General features: G+C 73.1%; 18 protein-coding genes. 15 read left to right on the plus strand and 3 right to left on the minus strand.

What is annotated here, in order from left to right; genetic code table 11:
* Positions 1 to 6 precede the first annotated feature (6 nt).
* The 10 genes from ACQPY0_RS15340 to ACQPY0_RS15385 are packed head-to-tail and all read left to right on the plus strand — an operon-like array spanning position 7 to position 12,249.
* Positions 7 to 1,899 carry a dipeptide ABC transporter ATP-binding protein gene (locus ACQPY0_RS15340; RefSeq protein ID WP_432989212.1) on the plus strand — a complete coding sequence of 631 codons (1,893 nt, stop codon included), beginning with the start codon at positions 7 to 9 and terminating at the stop codon, positions 1,897 to 1,899.
* Complete coding sequence (locus ACQPY0_RS15345) at positions 1,896 to 3,932, plus strand: hydantoinase/oxoprolinase family protein (protein ID WP_432989214.1); 2,037 nt, start codon at positions 1,896 to 1,898, stop codon at positions 3,930 to 3,932. Before ACQPY0_RS15340 ends, ACQPY0_RS15345 begins: the two co-directional genes overlap by 4 nt.
* The gene (locus ACQPY0_RS15350; RefSeq protein WP_432989216.1) at positions 3,929 to 5,605 is read left to right on the plus strand and encodes a hydantoinase B/oxoprolinase family protein; all 1,677 of its coding nucleotides are present in this window, start codon (positions 3,929 to 3,931) and stop codon (positions 5,603 to 5,605) included. The genes ACQPY0_RS15345 and ACQPY0_RS15350 overlap by 4 nt, the downstream gene beginning before the upstream one ends.
* Complete coding sequence (locus tag ACQPY0_RS15355; RefSeq protein WP_432989218.1) at positions 5,598 to 7,256, plus strand: hydantoinase B/oxoprolinase family protein; 1,659 nt, start codon at positions 5,598 to 5,600, stop codon at positions 7,254 to 7,256. Before ACQPY0_RS15350 ends, ACQPY0_RS15355 begins: the two co-directional genes overlap by 8 nt.
* Entirely contained in the window at positions 7,253 to 8,470 is a 1,218-nt protein-coding gene (locus ACQPY0_RS15360; RefSeq protein ID WP_432989220.1) for an amidohydrolase family protein, read from the plus strand. The genes ACQPY0_RS15355 and ACQPY0_RS15360 overlap by 4 nt, the downstream gene beginning before the upstream one ends.
* A complete protein-coding gene (locus ACQPY0_RS15365) occupies positions 8,467 to 8,847 on the plus strand; it encodes a nuclear transport factor 2 family protein (protein ID WP_432989222.1) in 381 nt (126 codons plus the stop codon). Before ACQPY0_RS15360 ends, ACQPY0_RS15365 begins: the two co-directional genes overlap by 4 nt.
* Complete coding sequence (locus tag ACQPY0_RS15370; RefSeq protein ID WP_432989224.1) at positions 8,844 to 9,818, plus strand: NADPH:quinone oxidoreductase family protein; 975 nt, start codon at positions 8,844 to 8,846, stop codon at positions 9,816 to 9,818. Before ACQPY0_RS15365 ends, ACQPY0_RS15370 begins: the two co-directional genes overlap by 4 nt.
* A gap of 3 nt (positions 9,819 to 9,821) precedes the next feature.
* On the plus strand, positions 9,822 to 10,145 hold the full coding sequence (locus tag ACQPY0_RS15375; protein WP_432989226.1) for a TIGR04076 family protein: 324 nt from the start codon (positions 9,822 to 9,824) through the stop codon (positions 10,143 to 10,145).
* A gap of 29 nt (positions 10,146 to 10,174) precedes the next feature.
* Positions 10,175 to 11,194, plus strand: coding sequence for an LLM class flavin-dependent oxidoreductase (locus ACQPY0_RS15380; protein WP_432989228.1), 1,020 nt, complete (start codon positions 10,175 to 10,177; stop codon positions 11,192 to 11,194).
* Positions 11,191 to 12,249 carry an alpha/beta hydrolase family protein gene (locus ACQPY0_RS15385; RefSeq protein WP_432989230.1) on the plus strand — a complete coding sequence of 353 codons (1,059 nt, stop codon included), beginning with the start codon at positions 11,191 to 11,193 and terminating at the stop codon, positions 12,247 to 12,249. The genes ACQPY0_RS15380 and ACQPY0_RS15385 overlap by 4 nt, the downstream gene beginning before the upstream one ends.
* A gap of 16 nt (positions 12,250 to 12,265) precedes the next feature.
* Here ACQPY0_RS15385 and ACQPY0_RS15390 read toward each other — a convergent pair whose 3' ends face one another.
* Positions 12,266 to 12,886, minus strand: coding sequence for a helix-turn-helix domain-containing protein (locus ACQPY0_RS15390; protein ID WP_432989232.1), 621 nt, complete (start codon positions 12,884 to 12,886; stop codon positions 12,266 to 12,268).
* Positions 12,887 to 14,073: 1,187 nt separating this feature from the next.
* Between ACQPY0_RS15390 and ACQPY0_RS15395 the strand changes: the two genes are divergently transcribed.
* Positions 14,074 to 14,277 (plus strand): cold-shock protein, encoded by a 204-nt coding sequence (locus tag ACQPY0_RS15395; protein WP_432989234.1) that lies wholly within the window; start codon positions 14,074 to 14,076, stop codon positions 14,275 to 14,277.
* A gap of 143 nt (positions 14,278 to 14,420) precedes the next feature.
* Here the strand turns inward: ACQPY0_RS15395 and ACQPY0_RS15400 are convergent, their stop codons facing one another.
* Positions 14,421 to 15,842, minus strand: a complete 1,422-nt coding sequence (locus tag ACQPY0_RS15400) for a DEAD/DEAH box helicase (RefSeq protein WP_432989236.1) — start codon at positions 15,840 to 15,842, stop codon at positions 14,421 to 14,423.
* 169 nt (positions 15,843 to 16,011) lie between these two features.
* Complete coding sequence (locus ACQPY0_RS15405) at positions 16,012 to 16,230, minus strand: hypothetical protein (protein ID WP_432989238.1); 219 nt, start codon at positions 16,228 to 16,230, stop codon at positions 16,012 to 16,014.
* 92 nt (positions 16,231 to 16,322) lie between these two features.
* On the opposite strand from ACQPY0_RS15405, the gene ACQPY0_RS15410 reads away from it, so the two are divergent.
* From ACQPY0_RS15410 to ACQPY0_RS15425, 4 genes are all read left to right on the plus strand, one after another.
* Complete coding sequence (locus tag ACQPY0_RS15410; protein WP_432989240.1) at positions 16,323 to 16,547, plus strand: hypothetical protein; 225 nt, start codon at positions 16,323 to 16,325, stop codon at positions 16,545 to 16,547.
* A gap of 571 nt (positions 16,548 to 17,118) precedes the next feature.
* Positions 17,119 to 17,970 carry an ABC transporter permease gene (locus ACQPY0_RS15415; protein WP_432989242.1) on the plus strand — a complete coding sequence of 284 codons (852 nt, stop codon included), beginning with the start codon at positions 17,119 to 17,121 and terminating at the stop codon, positions 17,968 to 17,970.
* A gap of 32 nt (positions 17,971 to 18,002) precedes the next feature.
* Positions 18,003 to 18,791 (plus strand): ABC transporter ATP-binding protein, encoded by a 789-nt coding sequence (locus ACQPY0_RS15420; protein WP_432989244.1) that lies wholly within the window; start codon positions 18,003 to 18,005, stop codon positions 18,789 to 18,791.
* The gene (locus tag ACQPY0_RS15425; protein ID WP_432989246.1) at positions 18,791 to 19,618 is read left to right on the plus strand and encodes an ABC transporter permease; all 828 of its coding nucleotides are present in this window, start codon (positions 18,791 to 18,793) and stop codon (positions 19,616 to 19,618) included. The genes ACQPY0_RS15420 and ACQPY0_RS15425 overlap by 1 nt, the downstream gene beginning before the upstream one ends.
* Positions 19,619 to 19,657: the final 39 nt, after the last annotated feature.

Raw genomic sequence — 19,657 nt, forward strand, 5'->3', positions numbered from 1 at the left:
CCGCACGTGAGCCTGCTTTCCATCGACAACCTCTCCGTCGTCATCGGCGGCCGCGTCGCCGCGCTCAGCGACGTCTCGTTCACCGTCGACGCCGGCGAGGTCGTCGGGCTGGTCGGGGAGAGCGGCGGCGGCAAGAGCATGGTCGGCCGGGCCATCGTCGGCATGCTGCCCACCGGCTCGGTGGCGACCGGCCGGGTCCGCTTCGACGGCGTCGACGTGCTGACCATGTCCGCCGAGCGGCTGGCCCACCACCGCGGCCACGGTGCCGCGATGTGCTTCCAGAACCCGCGCGGCGCGCTCAGCCCGACCCGCACCGCCGGCCGGCAGTTGGTCGACCGGCTCCGGACCCATCAGGACATGGACGGCGAGCGGGCCCGCGAGTCGGCGCTGGAGCTGTTCGAGGCGGTCGGCATCCGCAGCGCCCGCCGCCGCCTCGGCGCCTACCCGCACGAGCTGTCCGGCGGCATGGCCCAGCGGGTGATGATCTCGCTCGCCACCGGGTGCGCGCCGCGCCTGCTCATCGCCGACGAGCCGACCACGGGCCTCGACGTGACGCTGACCGCCGAGATCCTGCGCCAGTTCCGCCACGCCGCCGACACCGACGGCCGCGGCGTGCTGCTGGTCTCCCACGACATCAACGCGATCGCCGCCGTGTGCGACCGCATCGTGGTCCTCTACGCGGGCACCGTCGCCGAGACCGGCCCGGCCCGGCAGGTGCTGACCGCGCCGGCGCACCCGTACACCCGGGCACTGCTGCGCTCGGTGCCCGACCTCGACGGCCGGCCCGTGGTGGTGACGCCGGGCGCGATGCCGCTGCTGCGCGAGGCGCCGACCGCGTGCCCCTTCGCGCCGCGCTGCGCGCACGCCGAGGACGACTGCCGGGCCTCCCGCCCGCGACTGACGCAGCAGGGCCGGCAGTGGACGGCGGCCTGTTTCCACCCGCTGCACGAGGCCGTCGAGGCGGGGCAGGCAACCGACGTCACGCTCGGCACACCCGCCCGGCGGGCCGCCACGACCGCGGACGCCGAGCCCGTGCTCGTCGTGGACGACGCGCACGTGGTCTACAAGAGCCGGTTCGGCCGGGGCGGGCACCACGCGCTGCGCGGGGTCAGCCTCACCGTCGCCAAGGGCGAGCGGATCGGCGTCGTCGGCGAGAGCGGGTGCGGCAAGTCCACCCTCGCCCGGCTCATCGTGGGGCTCGCCAAGCCGACCCGCGGCAGCGTCACGGCCGCCCGCAGCTCGCTGGTCTTCCAGGACCCGATCGGCTCGCTCAGCCCGCGCCGCAGCGTCGAGGACGCGATCGGCGAACCGCTGCGCGCGCTCGGCGTCCCCGCGGCCGAGCGGGCCGGCCGGGCGGCCGCCGTGCTCGACCGGATGGAGCTGGACCGCTCCATCCTCGCCCGCCGCCCGCACGAGCTCAGCGGCGGCCAGGCGCAGCGGGTCGGCATCGCCCGCGCGCTCGTCGCCGAGCCGGACCTGATCGTCTTCGACGAGCCGACGTCGGCGCTGGACGTGACCGTGCAGGCGCAGATCCTCGCGGTGATCGACGAGGTCGCCGCGGACCGCTCGCACGGCTCGGTGTTCATCTCGCACGACCTCGCCACCGTCCGTGGGTTCGCCGACCGGGTCGTCGTGCTCTATCTCGGCCGGATCGTCGAGGAGGGGCCGGTCGAGGAGGTCTTCGCGCGGCCGCGGCACCCCTACACGCGGGCCCTGCTGTCGCGGGGCGTGACCCTGGTCCGCGACCTGGAGGAGGCCGACGCGGCGACCGGGTGCGCCCTCGCGGCCCGGTGCCCGTTCGTCACCGACCGGTGCCGCGGCGAGGACCAGCAGTTGCAGCAGTACGGGGAGAGCCGGGCCGCCTGCTGGCGGGTGCCGGAGATTGGGGAGTTGGTGTGAGCCTCAGGCTGGCCGTCGACATCGGCGGCACGTTCGTCGACGCGATGGAGCTGGACACCCGGACCAATCGGGTGCGGTTCCGCAAGGCGTCGACCACCCCGGCCCGCCCGGCCGACGGCGTGCTCGCCGCGGTGGCCGCGCTCGGCACGGATCTGTCCGAGGTCGAGCTGTTCATCCACGGTACGACGCTGGGCCTCAACGCGGTGCTGGAGCGCCGCGGCGCGGCGACCGGCATCATCACCAACGAGGGCTTCCGCGACGTGTTCCTGATCGGGCGCGGCAACGTCCCCTCCGACCACATGTACGACTTCCAGTACGAGCGCCCGCCGAGCCTGGTCAAGCGCCGGCACACGGCGGGGGTGAAGGGGCGGCTGGACTACAAGGGCCGCGTGGTGGAGGACCTCGACGCCGACTCGGTGCTGGCCGCGGCCCGCGAGCTGGTCGAGGTGCAGGGTGTGCGCTCGATCGCCATCTGCTTCCTGCACGCGTTCCTCGACCCGTCGCACGAGCGCGCCGCGGCGGCCCTCATCCGCGAGCGCTACCCCGACGTCAGCCTCTCGCTGTCGACGGACATCGCGCGGGAGTACCGCGAGTACGAGCGCACCAGCACCACCGTGCTGGAGGCGTACATCCGCCCGATCTTCGAGCGCTACGTCGACGAGCTGGAGCAAGGGCTGGCCGACGGCGGCTTCGCCGGGCGCTTCCTCATCATGCGCTCCGGTGGCGGGTCGATGACCAGCGAGGCGGCCAAGCGCTCGCCGACCCACACCGTCCTGAGCGGACCGGCCGGCGGCATCGTCGGCGCCGCGTACCTCGCCGGCGCGCTGGGCCGCGACAGCCTCCTCACCTTCGACATCGGCGGCACCTCGCTCGACGCGTGCGTCATCGAGCAGGGCAGCGCGGTCGCCGCGCACGAGGCCCAGCTGGAGCACTTCCCGCTGCTGATCCCGACGTACGACATCCGCACCATCGGCGCCGGTGGCGGCTCGATCGCCTGGCTCGACCGGGGGCTGCTCAAGGTCGGCCCGCACAGCGCCGGCGCCGACCCGGGCCCGGTCTGCTACGGCCGCGGCGGCACCCGCCCGACGGTCACCGACGCGGCCGTCGCGCTCGGCTACGTCGACCCCGACCGGTTCCTCGGCGGCGAGATGGGGCTGCAGGCCGACGCGGCCCGCAAGGCCCTCGACGAGCAGGTGGCCGGGCCGCTCGGGCTGCCGGTCGAGGCGGCGGCCGCGGGCATCTTCGACGTGCTGCTCGCGCGCACCGTCGGCGCGGTCCGGCAGATCACCGTCGAGCGCGGCCGCGACCCGCGGCAGTTCTCGCTGCTCGCCTTCGGCGGCGCCGGGCCGCTGCTGGCGCCGCTGCTCGCCCGGGAGATGGGCATCGCCGAGGTCATCGTGCCGTTCGCGCCGTCGGGCTTCTCGGCGTGGGGCATGCTCAGCGCCGACATCGAGGACAACTTCAGCCGTACCCTGATGAGGCCGCTCGACGAGGTCGAGCCGGCCGCGGTCGAGGCGACCTTCGCCGCGGTCGAGGCCGAGGCGCTGGCCTCGCTCAGCGCGCAGGGCGTGCCCGCGCAGCTGGCGGTCCTGCAGCGGCAGCTGGAGCTGCGCTACCTCGGGCAGGAGCACAGCCTCACGGTCACGGTCGGGCGCGAGGCCCTCGACCCCGACGGCGTGCGGGCCGCGTTCCAGGAGCTGCACACCGCCCGGTACGGCCACGCGATGGCCAACCGCCTGCAGATCCTGAACCTGCGGCTGCGGGCGGTGGGCCGCACGGCGAGCCCGACGCTGGTCGAGCCGCCGCCGGGCGACGGCGATGCGGCCCGGGCCCTGCTCGGGCGCCGGGACGCGTTCGACTTCGGTGCCCGGGCGGTCGTGCCGTTCGACGTCTACGACCGGGCGCTGCTCGCGCCGGGCGACGCGTTCGACGGTCCGGCGCTGGTCGACGAGGGCACATCGACGACGGTGGTCCACTCGGGCCAGCGGGTGTCGGTCGACGGGCACGGCTACCTGCTGGTGCGTGCGCGATGAGCCCCGAGACGACCCCACTGGACGGCGCCACCGCCGAGGTCGTGCGCTCCTACCTGCTGGCCGCGGCCGAGGAGATGCGGGCCACGCTGATCCGTACCTCGTTCAACCCGGTCATCTACGAGGTCCACGACTTCGGGCTCTCGCTGTACGACGCCGGCCTGCGCCTGGTGGCCGAGGCGACCGGGCTGACGTTCTTCCTCGGCGCCAACGACTTCTCGCTCGCCAAGGGCGTGGAGTACGTCGGGCGGGAGAACCTGCACCCGGGCGACGTCGTGCTGCTCAACTACCCGTACTGGAACGCCGCGCACGCCTACGACGCGACGCTGTTCGCCCCGGTGTTCGCCCCCGGCGGGCCGCTGCTGGGCTTCCTCTGCGTCCGCGCACACTGGATGGACCTCGGCGCCAAGGACCCGGGCTACGTGCTGGACTCCACCGACGTACACCAGGAAGGCATCCTCTTCCCGGGCACCAAGGTGGTGTCGCGCGGCGAGCCGGTCCGCGAGATCCACGAGCTGATCCGGTTCAACTCGCGCATGCCCGACGAGGTGATGGGCGACCTGCACGCCCAGATCGCCGCGCTGCGCACCGGCGAGCGGCGGCTGCTGGAGATCGTCGAGAAGTTCGGCCGGCCGACCGTCGAGGCGACGATCGAGCGGATGATCGCCGACGGCGCCGCCCGCACCCGCTCGGCCCTGGCCGCGCTGCCGCAGGGCTCCTGGAGCGCCGAGGACGTGCTCGACGACGACGGCATCACCGACGAGCCGATCCAGATGAAGGTGACCGTCACGATCGCCGACGGCGCGTTCACGGTCGACTTCGCCGGGTCGTCGCCGGCCGTGGCCGGGCCGGTCAACATGCCCTACGGCGCGACCGAGGCGATCTGCAAGGTCATCCTGAAGTCGCTGACGTCGGCCGACCAGCCCTCCAACGCCGGTACCGTCGCGCCGCTGGTGGTGAAGGCGGAGCCCGGCACGCTGTTCCACGCCGTCTACCCGCAGCCGACGTTCACGCTGTGGACCGGCATCGTCGCGGTCGAGCTGATCCTCAAGGCGCTCGCCCAGGGCATGCCCGACCGGCTGCCGGCCTCGTCGGGCGGCGACGTCCCCGGGTTCATGATGGTCGGCGTCCACCCCGACACCGGATCGCTGTTCGCGGTCTCCAACAACGAGCCGGTCGGCTGGGGCGCCTCGGCGCGCCACGACGGCATGAACGCCGCCACCCACGTCTCCGGCAGCACCGGGCGGATCACGCCGATCGAGGTGCTGGAGGCGAAGACCGGCATGTTCTTCGAGCGGATGGAGATCCGCACCGACTCCGGCGGGGCCGGCCGGTTCCGCGGCGGGGCGGGCCTGCGCCGCGACATCCGGTTCGTCACGCCGGGGGAGTTCCTGTCGGTCATCAAGAAGACCAAGGCCCGGCCGTGGGCCCTGGCCGGCGGGCTGTCCCCGGAGGCGAACCGGGTGATCATCTTCCCGGGTACCGACCGGGAGCAGCCGGTCAGCACCAAGCGCACCGTCGTCGCCGTCGGCGACCGGGTCACGCTGCTGACCGCCGGTGGCGGCGGGCACGGCGACCCGCGCGAGCGCGACCCGGACCTGGTGCGCGAGGACGTCGCCGAGGGGTACGTGTCGGCGGAGCAGGCCCGTGAGGTCTACGGGGTCGAGGATGCCTGAGGTCGACGGCGCCACCGCCGAGGTGGTGCGCAGCTACCTCGTGGCCGCGGCCGAGGAGATGCGCGCCGCGCTCGTGCGCACCGCGTTCAACCCGGTCATCTACGAGGTCCACGACTTCGGCATCTCGATCTACGACGCCGACCTGCGCCTGGTCGCCGAGTCGACGGGTCTGTCGCGCTTCCTCGGCGCCAACGACTACTCGATCCGCAAGGGCGTGGAGTACGTCGGGCGGGACACGCTGCGGCCGGGCGACATCGTGCTGCTCAACTACCCGTACTGGAACGCCGCGCACGCCTACGACGCGACGCTGTTCGCGCCGGTGTTCGTCGATGACGCGCTCGTGGCCTTCCTCTGCGTCCGGGCCCACTGGATGGACCTCGGTGCCAAGGACCCCGGCTACGTGCTCGACTCGACCGACGTACACCAGGAGGGCCTGCTGTTCCCGGGCACCCGCGTGTTCGCGGGCGGCGAGCCGGTCCAGGCGATCCACGAGCTGATCCGGTTCAACTCGCGCATGCCCGACGCGGTGCTCGGCGACCTGCACGCCCAGGTGGCGTGCCTGCGCACCGGCGAGCGGCGGGTCGCCGAGTTGTTCACCACCTACGGCCGGGAAACGGTGGGCGCGGTGGTCGACGCCGTCATCGCCGCCGCCGAGCAGTCCGCCCGGGAGGCCGTCGACGCGCTGCCGCAGGGATCGTGGACGGCTGAGGACTGGCTCGACGACGACGGGATCACCGACGAGGAGATCCTGATGCGGGTCACCGTGACGATCGCCGGCGGTACGTTCACCGTCGACTTCGCCGGCTCGTCGCCGGCCGTGCCGGGCCCGGTCAACCTGCCCCTCGGCGCGACGATCGCCACCTGCCGGGTGGCGTTCAAGGCGATCACCACCCCGACCGAGCAGACGAACGCCGGCCACTTCGCGCCGCTGGTCGTGCGCGCCGAGCCGGGCACGCTCTTCCACGCCGTCTACCCGGCCGCGACGTTCACCCAGTGGACCGGCACCGTCGCGCTGGAGCTGATCTACAAGGCGCTGGCCCAGGGCATGGGCGGCCGGCTGCCGGCCTCCTCCGGCGGCGACGTGCCCGGGTTCATGATGGTCGGCGTCCACCCCGACACCGGATCGCTGTTCGCGGTGTCCAACAACGAGCCGGTCGGCTGGGGCGGGGCGCCCGGTCACGACGGCATCGGGCCGGCCAACCACCCGTGTCAGACCCAGGCCCGGATCACGCCGGTCGAGGTGCTGGAGGCGAAGACCGGCATGTTCTTCGAGCGGATGGAGATCCGTACCGACTCCGGCGGGGCCGGCCGGTTCCGCGGCGGACCGGGGCTGCGCCGGGACATCCGGTTCGTGACCCCGGGCGAGTTCCTGTCGGTGATCAAGAAGACGAAGTCCCGGCCGTGGGCGATCGACGGCGGCGCGGCCCCGCAGGCCAACCGCGTCGTGGTCTTCCCCGGCACCGCGCAGGAGCGCGCCGTGAGCACCAGGCGCACGCCCGTCGCGGCCGGCGACCGGGTGACGGTGCTGACCGCCGGCGGCGGAGGGCACGGCGACCCCGCCCTGCGCCATCCGGACGCGGTCCGCGAGGACGTGGCCGACGGCTACGTCTCCGCCGACGCCGCCCGCACGATCTACGGAGTGGAACCATGAGCCTGCTGCTGGAGAACTGCACCGTCGTCGACGGGCGTATCGAGCCGGTCAAGGACGCCGCGGTCTGGGTGGTGGGCGAGCGGATCGCCGCCGTCGGCCCCCGCGAGCGGGTGCTGGCCGAGGCCGGCGGGGACGCGACCCGCATCGACCTCGAGGGCGCCTGGCTCACCCCGGGCCTGGCCAACATGCACACCCACCTGTCGCTCACCCTGCCGGGCGCGGCCGGTGACCGGCTCAAGCAGATGGGCCCGCACGAGCTCGCGCTCTACATGGCCGACGGCGCCCGGCGTACCCTCCACTGTGGAGTGACGACGGTCCGGTGCGTCGCTGAGAAGGACCACGCCGACTTCGCGCTGCGCCGCTCGATCGAGGCCGGCCGCACGCCCGGACCGCGGATCTTCACCGCCGGTCGCGCCCTGGTGTGCACCGGCGGCCACGGCCACGAGAGCAGCGACACCCTCGAGTGCGACGGCGTCGACGGGTTCCGGCGCGGGGTACGCCAGCAGGTCAAGGCCGGCGCCGACCTGATCAAGGTGATGATCTCCGGCGGCATCGCCGGCCGGCACGAGTCGATCGACACCCGCCAGTTGCACCCCGACGAGCTGGCGGCGGTACTCAAGACCGCGCACGACTGGGGCCGGCGGGTCACCGCGCACGCCGGCCCGGCGCCGGTCATCACCGAGGCGGTCCAGCTGGGCCTGGACTGTGTCGAGCACGGCTACGAGCTGACCGCGGAACTGGCCGCGCTCATGGCCGAACGCGGCACCGCCCTCGTGCCGACCCTGCTCGTCACCCGGTGCAAGGCGTTCTTCGACGAGCTGGGCGTGCCGGAGTGGATGCAGCAGCGGTCGCTGGGCGCGGGCGAGCGGCACCTCAAGAGCTATGAGCTCGCCGTCGACGCCGGGGTGGAGGTGCTGCTGGGCAGCGACATGCCGCCGTTCTGGCAGTTCGAGGGCACCAGCGCGACCGTCCGCGAGCTGGAGCACATGTCGGCCGTCATCGGGCCGCAGCGGGCGCTCTACGCCGGCACGCTCGGGCCGGTGCGCTGGCTGCGGGCCGAGGACGACCTGGGCACGGTCGAGGCGGGGAAGTACGCCGACCTGATCGCGATGGACGACGACCCATCCGCCGACACCTCGGCGTTGCGGGGCGTGCGATGGGTGATGAAGGGGGGCGCCGTGGTGCGCGACGACCGGGCCGGGGTGCGGCCGTGACCGCGTGCGCGGAGGTCGCCGCCGCGATCGACGACATGTACGCCGCGTTTCTCGCCGGCGACCGGGCCCGCTTCGACGCCCACCTCGACGCGGAGGTCACCACCTGGGAGACGCATCTGCCGGGTCCGCTGCGCACTCGGGCCGAGCTGGACGAGTACCGCGACCGGCGGGACTCCGCCGGCCGGCGTCCGCGCCTGGCCGAGCTGTCCGCCCACGCCAAGCGGATCGACGTCTTCGGCGATGTCGCAGTGGCCCGCTACGAGCTGCACGCCCGGGCCGAGGACGCGGTGTCCGTCACCCGCGTCACCGACGTGCTGCGCCGCACCGGCGACGGCTGGCTGATCGTCCACCACCACGCCGAGCTGGTGCGGCCGTGAAACGCCTCGTCGCCCACCGCGACGGCGAGCCGCTCGACGTGCTCGGCGTCGCCGACGTGCCGGACGACCCGGAGCCCGGCCCGGGCCGGGTCACCGTCGCGGTCGAGGCGGTCGGCCTCAACTTCCTCGACGTGATGCTGTGCCGCGGTACCTACCCGGTGCGGCCGGAACCGCCGGTCACGCCCGGGGTCGAGTTCAGCGGGCGGGTCCTGACCGGGCCCGACGCCGGCCGCGCGGTGATCGGGTGCCCGGCCCTGCCGCACGGCGCCCTCGGCGAGACCGTCACCGTCGAGGCCGGCCTGCTCGTGCCGCGGCCCGCCGCGCTCGACCCGGTGATCGGCGCGGGCATCCCGGTGACGTACCAGACCGCGTGGTTCAGCCTGGAGCGCGCCGGAGTGTCCACAGGGGACACCGTGCTGGTGCACGCGGGGGCCGGCGGGGTCGGGGTCGCGGCCACCCAGCTGGCCGTCGCCCGCGGCGCGCGGGTCATCTGCACCGCCGGCGGCCCGGCGAAGACCGAGATGTGCCGTGTCAACGGCGCCGACGTGGCGATCGACTATCACGCCGAGGACTTCGCCCGGGCCGTCGACGCCGCCACCGGCGGCGCGGGGGTCGACGTCGTGATCGACCCCGTCGGCGGCGACGTGTTCGCCCGCTCGCTGGACTGCCTCGCCTTCGAGGGGCGCATCGTCGCCGTCGGCGCCGCGGCCGGGCCGCCGCCGGCCGTCGACCCGATGCGCCTCACCGCCCGCAACGCCACCCTCGTCGGCCTCTCGTGGGGTTCGGCCTACCCCTGGCGGCGTCCGGACGAGGTCGCCGCCGCCTACCAGACCCTGTTCGCGCTGTGTGCCTCGGGCGCCGTCCGGCCGCCGGTCAACCGGGTCGAGCCGCTGGACGGGGCGCCCGCCGCGCTGCAGGACCTGGCCGCCGGGCGTACCACCGGCAAGATCGTCATCCGGATCGGAGGGTGAGGCATGTCCGAAGACAACGACATGGAGATCTACGACCTCAGGGTCACCGTCGAGCACATCGAGGGCCGCTCGGTCTGCGGGATGGCGGTCGGTGACTGCTTCGAGCTGGAGCAAAGCGCCCACCTGCGGCTGCCTGACGGCAAGCACTTCTGCGTGTACGCCCTGGCGGCCGTCCTGCCGTTCCTGGCGGCCAAGCAGCGCGCGCTGCCGGCCGGCGACTGGCTGGAGCGCGACACCCTGTTCTGCTGCCCCGACCCGGAGGAGCGACTGGTGATGCGGGTCGAGCGCACCCGCCGGCGCGGGATGCGATCGGCCGACCTCACGTGAGCGGTCCGGAGCGGAGCGGAGGTGACGGCGTGAGCGCCCCGGCGCGGGCCGAGATCGGCCTGGGCATCCAGAGCGACAAGCGGCCCGGCGACTACGCCCGCCTGGCCCGGGCGGCCGAGGCGCACGGCTTCGACGTGCTGAGCGTCTTCGGCGACCTCATGTTCCAGCCACCGATCTTCCCGCTGCTGGAGATGGCCGGCGCGACCTCCCGGGTGCGGCTCGGCGCCGCCTGCCTCAACCCGTACTCGATGGCCCCCCACGAGATCGCCGGCCAGGTCGCCGCGCTCGACCTCGCCTCGGCCGGCCGCGCCTACCTCGGGCTGGCCCGGGGCACCTGGCTCGGCGCGGTCGGGATCGACCAGCCCCGCCCGATCGCCGCGCTGGGCGAGGCGGCCGAGGTCGTCTACCGCCTTCTCGGCGGGCGGACCGACGGCTTTGAGGGCCGGGTGTTCCGGCTCGCGCCGGGCGTCGCCCTGCGCTATCCGGTCCAGCGCCCCGACCCGCCGCTGCTGATCGGCGCCTGGGGTGCGCAGGGCGCGGCGCTCGCCGGCCGGATCGCCACCGAGATCAAGGTCGGCGGCAGCGCCAACCCGGCGATGGTCGCCGTGATGCGCGAGCGGCTGCGGGCCGGCGCCGAACCGGCCGGCCGGTCGGTGAGCGACGTGCGGATCGTGCTCGGCGCGGTGACCGTGGTCGACCGCGACGGGACCGTCGCCCGGGCCAAGGCCCGCACCGAGGTCGCGATGTACCTCGCGGTCGTCGCCGCGCTCGACCCGACCGCGGGCGTGCCGGCGGATCTGGTCCGCCGCGTCGCCGAGCTGGTCGACCGGGGCGAGCACGCGGCCGCCGGCCGGCTCGTGCCCGACGACGTGCTCGACCTCTTCGCGTTCTCCGGCACGCCGGAGCAGGTCGCGGCCCAGGCGCAGGCGCTGATCGACGCCGGCGTCGGGCGGGTGGAGTTCGGCACGCCTCACGGGCTGACCGACGACGGCGGCGTGGACCTGCTGGGCAGCGCGGTGCTGCCCCTGCTGCGACGGGAGGCGGCGTGAACGTCGACGTGCTCGTAGGCCCGGACCTGGTCGCCGACCTCGATTTGGTGCGCGAGCTGGCCGAGGCCGAGTTCGCCGGGCTCGGCGTGGACGGCGTCGTCCGCGAGGCACCCGACCTCGCGGCCGCGCTGGAGGAAACGACCGGCGCCGTCGTCGCGCTGCCCGGGCCTACGGCACCGGCCCGGCGGCTGATGACGGCGCCGGGCGGCCACGCCCCGCGCACGGTGTGGCTCGACCTGACCACGACCGGGCCACGGCCCGTCGCGGCCGGGTCGGAGCACTACCAGGGCCGCGAGATCTGGGGTGTCACCTGGGCCGTCCGGCGGGCCGTGCACCGGCTGCGGCACCCGGCCCGGCGCATCGCCTACGGCCTCGACGAGGAGCAGTGGGGCGAGCTGCGGCTGCCCGCCGGCACCGGCCCGGCGCCCGTCGCGGTGCTGCTGCACGGCGGCTTCTGGCGCTCGGTCTGGGGCGCCGACCTCATGGACGCGATGGCGATCGACCTGGCCGAGCGCGGATTCGCGGCGTGGAACCTCGAGTACCGGCGCCCGGACCGTCACGGCTGGGCCGCCACGACGGCCGACGTGGCCGCGAGCCTGGCCTTCGCGGGCGCGGCCGACGCCCGGGTCGACCCGTCGCGGCTGGTGCTGTTCGGTCACTCCGCCGGCGGGCAGCTCGCCGTGCGGGCGGCGGCCGACGCCCCCGAGACGGTCTCGGTGGTGGTGTCGCAGGCGGGCGTGCTCGACCTGGCCGAGGGGCAGCGGCGGGGGATCGGCACCGGGGCGGTCGCCGCGGCGCTGCGCGGCGACGAAGAAGCGCTGGCGGCGGCGGACCCGCTGCTGCGGCTGCCGCTGGGCGTGCCGGTGGTCGTGGTGCAGGGCCGGGCCGACGGGCTGGACCTCGTCGACATGTCCCGCCGCTACGCCCGGGCCGCGCTGGCGGCCGGCGACCGGGTGGTCCGGCTGGAGCTGGCCGCCGACCACTTCGACGTGATCGACCCGCGCACGCCGGCCTGGACGGCCACCATGGACGCGGTCAGCAAAATTTTGACGTGAGAGTGAACAACGATCTTCAGAACAGGCGCGGGGTCACCACCGAGACCACGGTGGTGACCGCCTCGGTGTCGTTGTAGAGCCGGTGCGGGGTGCTGGAGCGCAGGTGCAGGCTGTCGCCCGGGAAGAGCCGGTGCTCGATGCCGTCGACCTCGTAGAGCAGCTCGCCCGACACCACGTAGGCGAACTCCTCGCCGGCGTGGCCGTAGGCCTCCTCGCGGCGCCCGCCGGGGGCGATGTGCACGACCATGGGCTCGAGCACCAGGTGCGGGCCGCGGTCGGAGAGCATGCGGTAGGTGGTCTGGCCGGAGACATACTCCGTCGCGCCGTTCTGGGCGCGGGTCAACGTGAAATGGTCCGGCAGGTCGTCGGTCGGCGCCGGCGGCGAGGCCACCTGATCGTCGGTGTGGAAGAACTCGGCGACCGGGCGGTCCAGCGCCGCGGCGACGCCGTTGAGGGCGGTCAGGCCGATCGCGGAGATGCCCCGCTCGACCTGGGAGAGGAACCCGATGGACAGGCCGGACTGGGTGGCGAGGCCGCGCAGCGTGAGCCCGCGCTCCTTGCGAAACTGGCGCATCCGCGCACCGACCAGCGCTTGCCCGTTGTTCTCGACGCGGTCCTGCCCTGCCCTCGTGCGCACCTTCGAACCTCCTGCCGAAACTTGTTCAATCCTATCGAACTTGCTCCCGCGGTGAGGACCCCCGAAAGTCCCCGATCCTCGGTCATCCGCGCCACAGTCCGGGCGTTCTCACGCGCATCCGTACCTCGAATTGGGTGCGGCCCGGCGGGCTGAAGAGCGCCGACACGGGGCCGATGTATCAGCGAGGCTTGTATGCCCTCGGCCTACCCGGTCGGCCCGCCGTCACGGCGTCGGACGCCGGCCGTCGATGAGGTCCTAGGACCGGCCCGCCGCGCAGGATCCGGCTGTGCAGCTCGCGCAGGGCCCGCCCCGGCTGCACGCCCCGCTCGGTGCGCAGGAAGCGCCACGACCGCCGGCAGAGCTCCAGCGCACCGGCTCGGCACACACGACGAACTGATGAGGACCGACGGGCGATACGCGCGACTGTTCTTCGTGGTGGTGATCCTGGTCGTGGCAGCCGCCGGGCTATTCGGCGTCGTGACCGTCGTCGGACGCGGCATGGAGTCGTCGTTGCGGGCCGGCGACCGGCTGCTCGTCTCGCGATACGGCCGGCTCAAGCGGGGGGCGGCTCGTCGTGCTGCGCGGCCTGCACGGCCAGATGGTGAGGCGCATCGTCGCACCGCCGGGCGATTCGTCGCCCTGGGACCGTGCCGGCGCCACCGTGCCGGCGAGCCGCCTGCTCGTCCCCGGGGACAACCTGGCGCTCAGCCAAGACTCCCGCCAATTGGCGCCTGGGCCGGTTTACGGTCGCGACCCATGCTCCGCGCCGGTTCGTTGGACGGTCCTCCCGCAATCGGGCCCGCTGCCTCCGGCCGCGGCGTCGTGCTGCACCGGCTCACCGTCACAGACCCCGGCCTGCGGGCCGGAACAGCGGGGCGCCCGCTCCCGCCAATGGAGGAGCGATGACCAAGATCGTCCGGCGGGCCACCGACCGGCTCCTGGCCGCCCTGCTGCCCGCGAGTACGGCCAGCGCGCCCTGCCTCCCGCAGTCCTACGCGTCTTGCAGGGGTTATCCGTGCTACGGTTCGGGTTGTTGCAGTCTTGATTTCCACATACGTTGCCGCGCCCGTGGGTATCACACCTACGGGCGCGGTCAGTATTGCCGGGTTTCCGGAGCAGGGTCATCAAAGCGGCGACGCGGGAGACCGCACCGTGTGGTCTCCATTTGCCTTGCGAGGGAGCAGGACATGACCGTCGGTACTGTGAAGTGGTTCAACGCGGAGAAGGGCTTCGGCTTCATCACCCCGGATGGCGGTGGCGCCGATGTGTTCGCCCACTACTCCGCGATCTCGGCGGGCGGCTTCCGCAGCCTTGAGGAGAACCAGCGGGTGGAGTTCGAGATCACCCAGGGCCAGAAGGGGCCGCAGGCGGCCAACATCCGCACCGTCTGAGCCACCCAGCCACACTGAGCGGCGCCCGGCCGGTCGACGACCGGCCGGGCTCAGCCATGTCCGCAACACAGCCAACGCTGCCCATGCCCGTCGAGGACGCCGAACTCGTCGAGGCCTCGCTGCCCGACCCCGCCGGGCAGCGCTCAGCGCCCGCCGCGGCGAGCGCTCGGACGGGCCCGGGCGGAAAAGGCCGCCGCACCGGATCGCGCCGCTGCGGTCCGTGTCGAGGCAGCCTGTGCCGGCGGGCCGCCGCGTCGGCCCCGGCCGCCCTGGGCGGTCTGCACCTCGTGCCGAGCGCCGGCCGATTCCGGTGGCGGCTGCGGGACCAGCGTCCGCTCCCCCGGGGCGAGGGTGCGCAGCAGCGCGTCGCCGGGGCGTAGCCGGGTGGTGGTCGCCGCGATGCCGGCCTTGCGGGTCAGTTCCCGGACCTCGGGTGCCTGCCGGTCGGTCATCAGCGTGACGACTGTCCCGGCCGCGCCGGCCCGGGCGGTGCGGCCCGAGCGGTGCAGATACGCCTTGTGCTCCGTCGGCGGATCCGCGTGCACGACCAGGGCCACGTCCTCGACGTCGATGCCCCGGGCGGCGATGTCGGTGGCCACCAGCGTGCGCACGTCCCCGTCGGAGAACGCCCGCAGGTTTCGGGTGCGCGCGGCTTGGGCCAGGTTGCCGTGCAGCTCTACGGCGGACACGCCGGCCGCGACCAGCCGGCGGGTGAGTGATTTCGCCCCCCGCTTGGTGCGGGTGAACACGACGGTCCGGCCGGGCGCGGCGGCCAGCTCGACCAGGACGGCGAAGCGGTCCTCGGCGTCGACGTGCAGGACGTGGTGTGTCATCGCGGCGACCGGCGAGAGCGTCGAGTCCACGCTGTGCACGACCGGATCGGTGAGGAACCGCCGCACCAGGACGTCGACGTCGGCGTCCAGGGTGGCGGAGAACAGCAGGCGCTGCCCGTCGCGCGGGGTCTGCTCCAGCAGCCGTCGTACGGTCGGCAGGAAGCCGAGGTCGGCCATGTGGTCGGCCTCGTCGAGCACGGTGATCTCGACAGCGTCCAGGCGCGCGTTGCCGGCCTCGACGTGGTCGGCGAGCCGGCCCGGGCAGGCCACCAGGACGTCGACCCCGGCGCGGAGCCCGGCGACCTGCGGCCCGGCGGCGACGCCGCCGAAGACGGTCATCGTGCGCAGCTTCAGCGCCCGCGCCAGCGGCGCCATCACGCCGTCGATCTGGGCGGCCAGTTCGCGGGTGGGCGCGAGGATCAGCGCCCGGGGCCGTCCGGCCCGCCGTGGCGCGGCGCCGGCGGCCAGGCGGGTCAGCACCGCCAGGACGAAGGCGTAGGTCTTGCCCGAACCGGTGCGGCCCCGGCCGAGCACATCGCGGCCGGCGAGCGCGTCGGGCAGGGTCGCGGCCTGGATCGGGAACGGCCGGTGCACCCCGGTCGCGGCCAGCGCGCGGTTGAGCACGTCGGGCACGCCGAGGTCGGCGAAGGTCAGGGAATCGGCGAAGGTCAGGGAACTGGACGGGGTGGACGAGTTGGACGGGGTGGTCTGGCGCAGGCGGCGTGCCGCCATAAAGGCTCCGAACGTCGAAGGGGACATCCCGCCCGGCGCTGACCGAGTCGGCCGCGGCGCGTGGCGTGGGACATCGGACGTGGCCCGCCATGCTGGGCGGCCATCACGGCAGTCTACCCGAACCCGCGGCCGGCCGACGCGCGGTGAACGGCGCGCCGGTGCCGTCCGATCAGGGCGTCACGACCTGCCACCGGCTGCTCCCGCCCATCCACGCCCCGGCCAGGATTTCTGCCGACTGCTGGCTCGGGCACTGGTGGATCCTCGACCGGCCGGAGCCGCCGCCGGCTCGGGCCTCGACCTCCCACGACTCGCCATCGGTGCGGATGTACACGTCACGACGTCCTCGCACGGTGCTGTCGCCGTTCCACCAATGACGCTCGACTCTCACCCACCGACCGTATAGCACCCGGCCCGAACGCGGAAACGTTGACGATCATGCCATTTCTCGGCGATCCCGAACGGCTGCCGTAGGCTGAGCTCATGACGCAGATCGTCCTGCGTGTGCGGCTGATCAGCGGCGACCATCTGGACGTCACGTATGAGGACGTCGACAGCTCCGACGTCGACGACCTGGCCGAGCACGCGATCACCGCCCTCGCCAACGACTGCGGCATGATCCGCACCCGCCACGGCGACCGGATGATCGTTCTGTACGGGCGCGGTGTCGCGGCCCTGGAGATGGCACCTCGCGGCGCGGTCCTGTAGCCGTACGTCGTCGCGCCATAACGCCAGCCGGACGTGCTGCCGGCGGCAGCCGGCCGTCCTCGAGAGTGTAGCCAGGCGAGCAGCGAGCGAGCCTCGACGCGGTGTGCTGGTCGTGGAACTCGCTCATGTCCAGCTGGGTCAGCGCCGTCTTGCAGCCGGACCGTCGTCCCGCACGGTCGCAGGGGCGGTACAGGACGAACGGTCGCTTGGTGGGGCACTCTCGTCCGAGACTGCTCCGGCCGGACGGATGATCCGAAACACGTCGGCAACAGCCGGAAACTCGCAGGTCATCCGGGCTCGAATGGGCGCGAGAACCGCGAGATGTCCGGCTTCCCGGATCCATTGACGTGGCCTGCGTCACCGCTCTATCGTGAACCGCCAGTTCACTGAGTGATCCGATCCGATGGTTCACTCAGTGGATTCCACCGCCGGACGACGGCTCCCGAGAGGTTTCGGAGAGTGCCTGCAGATGACCGCGACAAAGATCGTTCCGCCGCCGACACCGGTAGAGACGGGTCGCGCCAAGCGCACGGAACGGGTGACGCCGGGCCGATCCCTACGGGGACCTGAAGTGAAGAAACATGCCATCAACACTGTTGGCGCCATCGGTGTCGTGGCGGCGCTGGCCGGTCTCTGGGAAGGGTACAAGGCGCTGGGCCAAGCGGTCGGCGACGTCGTCCCCGGAACGAAGATCGGCTTTCCGGTGGCCACCGACGACCTGTCGATGCCCCACCTCTCGGCGATCCTGCACTCGCTGGTCGAGCCCGCACGGCGGGGCGATCCGATGTCGCTGGCCGGGTACTTGATCGGCGAGACCACCGTGACGCTGCGCGAGGCCCTCTACGGGCTGCTGGCCGGATCCGCGCTCGGCCTGCTCCTGGCGATCGTGTTCCTGCACGTGGTTCCGGTCAGCAAGGGCCTGATGCCCTGGCTGGTGGCCTCGCAGACGGTACCGCTGGTGGCGATCGCCCCGATGATCGTGATCTGGGGCGGCAAGGCCGGGGCCCCGCCCTGGGTCGCCGTGACCGGCATCGCCGCCTACCTCGCGTTCTTCCCGGTCACCATCAACACGCTGCGCGGGCTCAAATCACCGCAGAAGGTGCACCTGGAGCTCATGCACAGCGTCGGGGCCAAGCGCCGGCAGGTGCTGTGGTGGCTGCGGATTCCGGCGGCCCTGCCGTTCATGTTCGCCGGTCTGCGGCTGGCCGCCACGGCGAGCGTCGTGGGTGCCATCGTCGGCGAGCTGTCGGCGGGCACCGGCCGCGGCATCGGGCGGTCGATCCTCACCTTCGCCTACTACTACTCGAACGGTCCCGAGAAGCTCTACGCGGCCGTCCTGGTCTCCGCGGTCGCCGGCATCGTGTTCGTGCAGCTGCTGGGCCTGATCGAGCGAATCGCGCTCCGGCACCGCCACGCGCGGTGAGCCCGTCCCCTTCAACAATGCCGGGAGGCGTGATGTCTGAGCCCGCCATCATCTCTGTGCGCGGAGTCAACAAGGAGTTCAACAGCGGCAAGCGCTCGGTGACCGCGCTGCAGGACATCGACCTGTCGATCGCCCGCGGCGAGTTCGTGTCGCTGCTGGGCCCGAGCGGTTGCGGCAAGAGCACGCTGCTGCGCGTGCTGGCCGACCTGACCGAGCCGACCAACGGCGAGGTGTCGCTCAACGGCAAGACGCCCCGCGCGGCCCGGACCGACCGCGACTACGGGATGGTCTTCCAGCAGGCCGGCCTGTTCGACTGGCGCAGCGTGCAGCGCAACGTGGAGCTGCCGCTGCAGGTCGCCGGGGCCGACAAGCAGACGCGGCGGGCCAAGGCCCACGAGATGCTGGAGCTCGTCCGGCTCGCCGAGTTCGCCAAGCACTTCCCGTGGCAGCTGTCCGGCGGTATGCAGCAGCGGGTGGCGATCGCCCGCGCGTTGTCCGCCGATCCCGCGATCCTGTTCATGGACGAGCCGCTGGGCGCCCTGGACGAGATGAACCGGGAGCGGCTGCAGGGCGAGCTGCTGCGAATCTGGGCGGACACGCGGACCACGGTCGTGTTCGTCACCCACAGCATCTCCGAGGCCGTCTTCCTGTCCTCGCGGATCGTTGTCATGACCGCCCGCCCGGGCCGGATCGCCGCCAGCATCGACGTGGACCTGCCGTACCCGCGGACCGCGGCGACCCGTACCACCGAGGAGTTCTTCGCCAAGGTGACCGAGGTCCGCACGGCGCTGCACGGCGCGCCCGCAGAGCAGGCCGCCTGATGAGCGTCACCCAGGCCGCGCCGCTGCCGTCGTCCGGAGCCGGGACCCGGCTGCGGACCCACCTCGGCCGCTACCTCCCGGTCGCCGTCACCGCCGTGGTGATCCTCGGCGTGTGGCAGCTCGCCGTGACCGTCTTCGACGTGCCGTCGTTCATCGTCCCGGCGCCGAGCGCGGTCCTGTCCGCGTTCGTCAGCCAGTTCACCACGATCATGTCGGCCTCGCGGATCACCGTCGAGGCGGTGCTGCTCGGCCTGTTCATGGGCGTGGTGTGGGGTGTCGCGGTGGCCCTGGTACTGAGCCGGTTCCCGAGCCTGTCCAGTCCCGTGCTCACGGTCGCCATCATCGTCAACTGCGCCCCGATCGTGGCCCTGGCGCCGATCTTCAACAACTGGTTCGGCGTCACGAGCCTGGTCTCCAAGGCCGGCGTCGCCGCCGTGATGGTGTTCTTCCCCGTCCTGGTCAACACGACCCGCGGGCTGCTCCAGGTCTCACCCCTGCACCTGGAGGTCATGCAGTCGCTGGCGGCCAAGCCGCGACACGTGGCGTTGATGCTGCGGCTGCCCAACGCGCTGCCCTTCCTGTTCAACGCGCTGAAGCTCGGATCCACGCTCGCCGTGATCGGCGTGATCGTGACCGAGTACTTCGGCGGGCCGAGCAACGCACTCGGCGTCTACATCGCCTATCAGGCGGCACTGCCCCGATTCGAGTACGCCTGGGCCGGGATCGCCGTGGCAAGCGCCCTCGGCCTGGCCATGTTCGGTGTCGTGTCCCTCCTGGAGCGCCTCCTCATGCCCTGGCACGCCTCGTTGCACGACGAGAACCCGTAGGCCATGGCCCGTAGTCGTGCCCTCAAGAACCTGTGGAGT

The organism is Dactylosporangium sp. CA-233914 (assembly GCF_050942935.1).
GTDB lineage: Bacteria > Actinomycetota > Actinomycetes > Mycobacteriales > Micromonosporaceae > Dactylosporangium.

Bases quoted from the DNA above. Each gene is read 5' to 3' on its own strand.
- ACQPY0_RS15350 (WP_432989216.1), top strand. From the start codon at position 3,929: ATGAGCCCCGAGACGACCCCACTGGACGGCGCCACCGCCGAGGTCGTG.
- ACQPY0_RS15400 (WP_432989236.1), bottom strand. From the start codon at position 15,842: ATGGCGGCACGCCGCCTGCGCCAGACCACCCCGTCCAACTCGTCCACC.
- ACQPY0_RS15410 (WP_432989240.1), top strand. From the start codon at position 16,323: ATGACGCAGATCGTCCTGCGTGTGCGGCTGATCAGCGGCGACCATCTG.
- ACQPY0_RS15375 (WP_432989226.1), top strand. From the start codon at position 9,822: ATGTCCGAAGACAACGACATGGAGATCTACGACCTCAGGGTCACCGTC.
- ACQPY0_RS15395 (WP_432989234.1), top strand. From the start codon at position 14,074: ATGACCGTCGGTACTGTGAAGTGGTTCAACGCGGAGAAGGGCTTCGGC.
- ACQPY0_RS15360 (WP_432989220.1), top strand. From the start codon at position 7,253: ATGAGCCTGCTGCTGGAGAACTGCACCGTCGTCGACGGGCGTATCGAG.
- ACQPY0_RS15425 (WP_432989246.1), top strand. From the start codon at position 18,791: ATGAGCGTCACCCAGGCCGCGCCGCTGCCGTCGTCCGGAGCCGGGACC.
- ACQPY0_RS15420 (WP_432989244.1), top strand. From the start codon at position 18,003: ATGTCTGAGCCCGCCATCATCTCTGTGCGCGGAGTCAACAAGGAGTTC.
- ACQPY0_RS15355 (WP_432989218.1), top strand. From the start codon at position 5,598: ATGCCTGAGGTCGACGGCGCCACCGCCGAGGTGGTGCGCAGCTACCTC.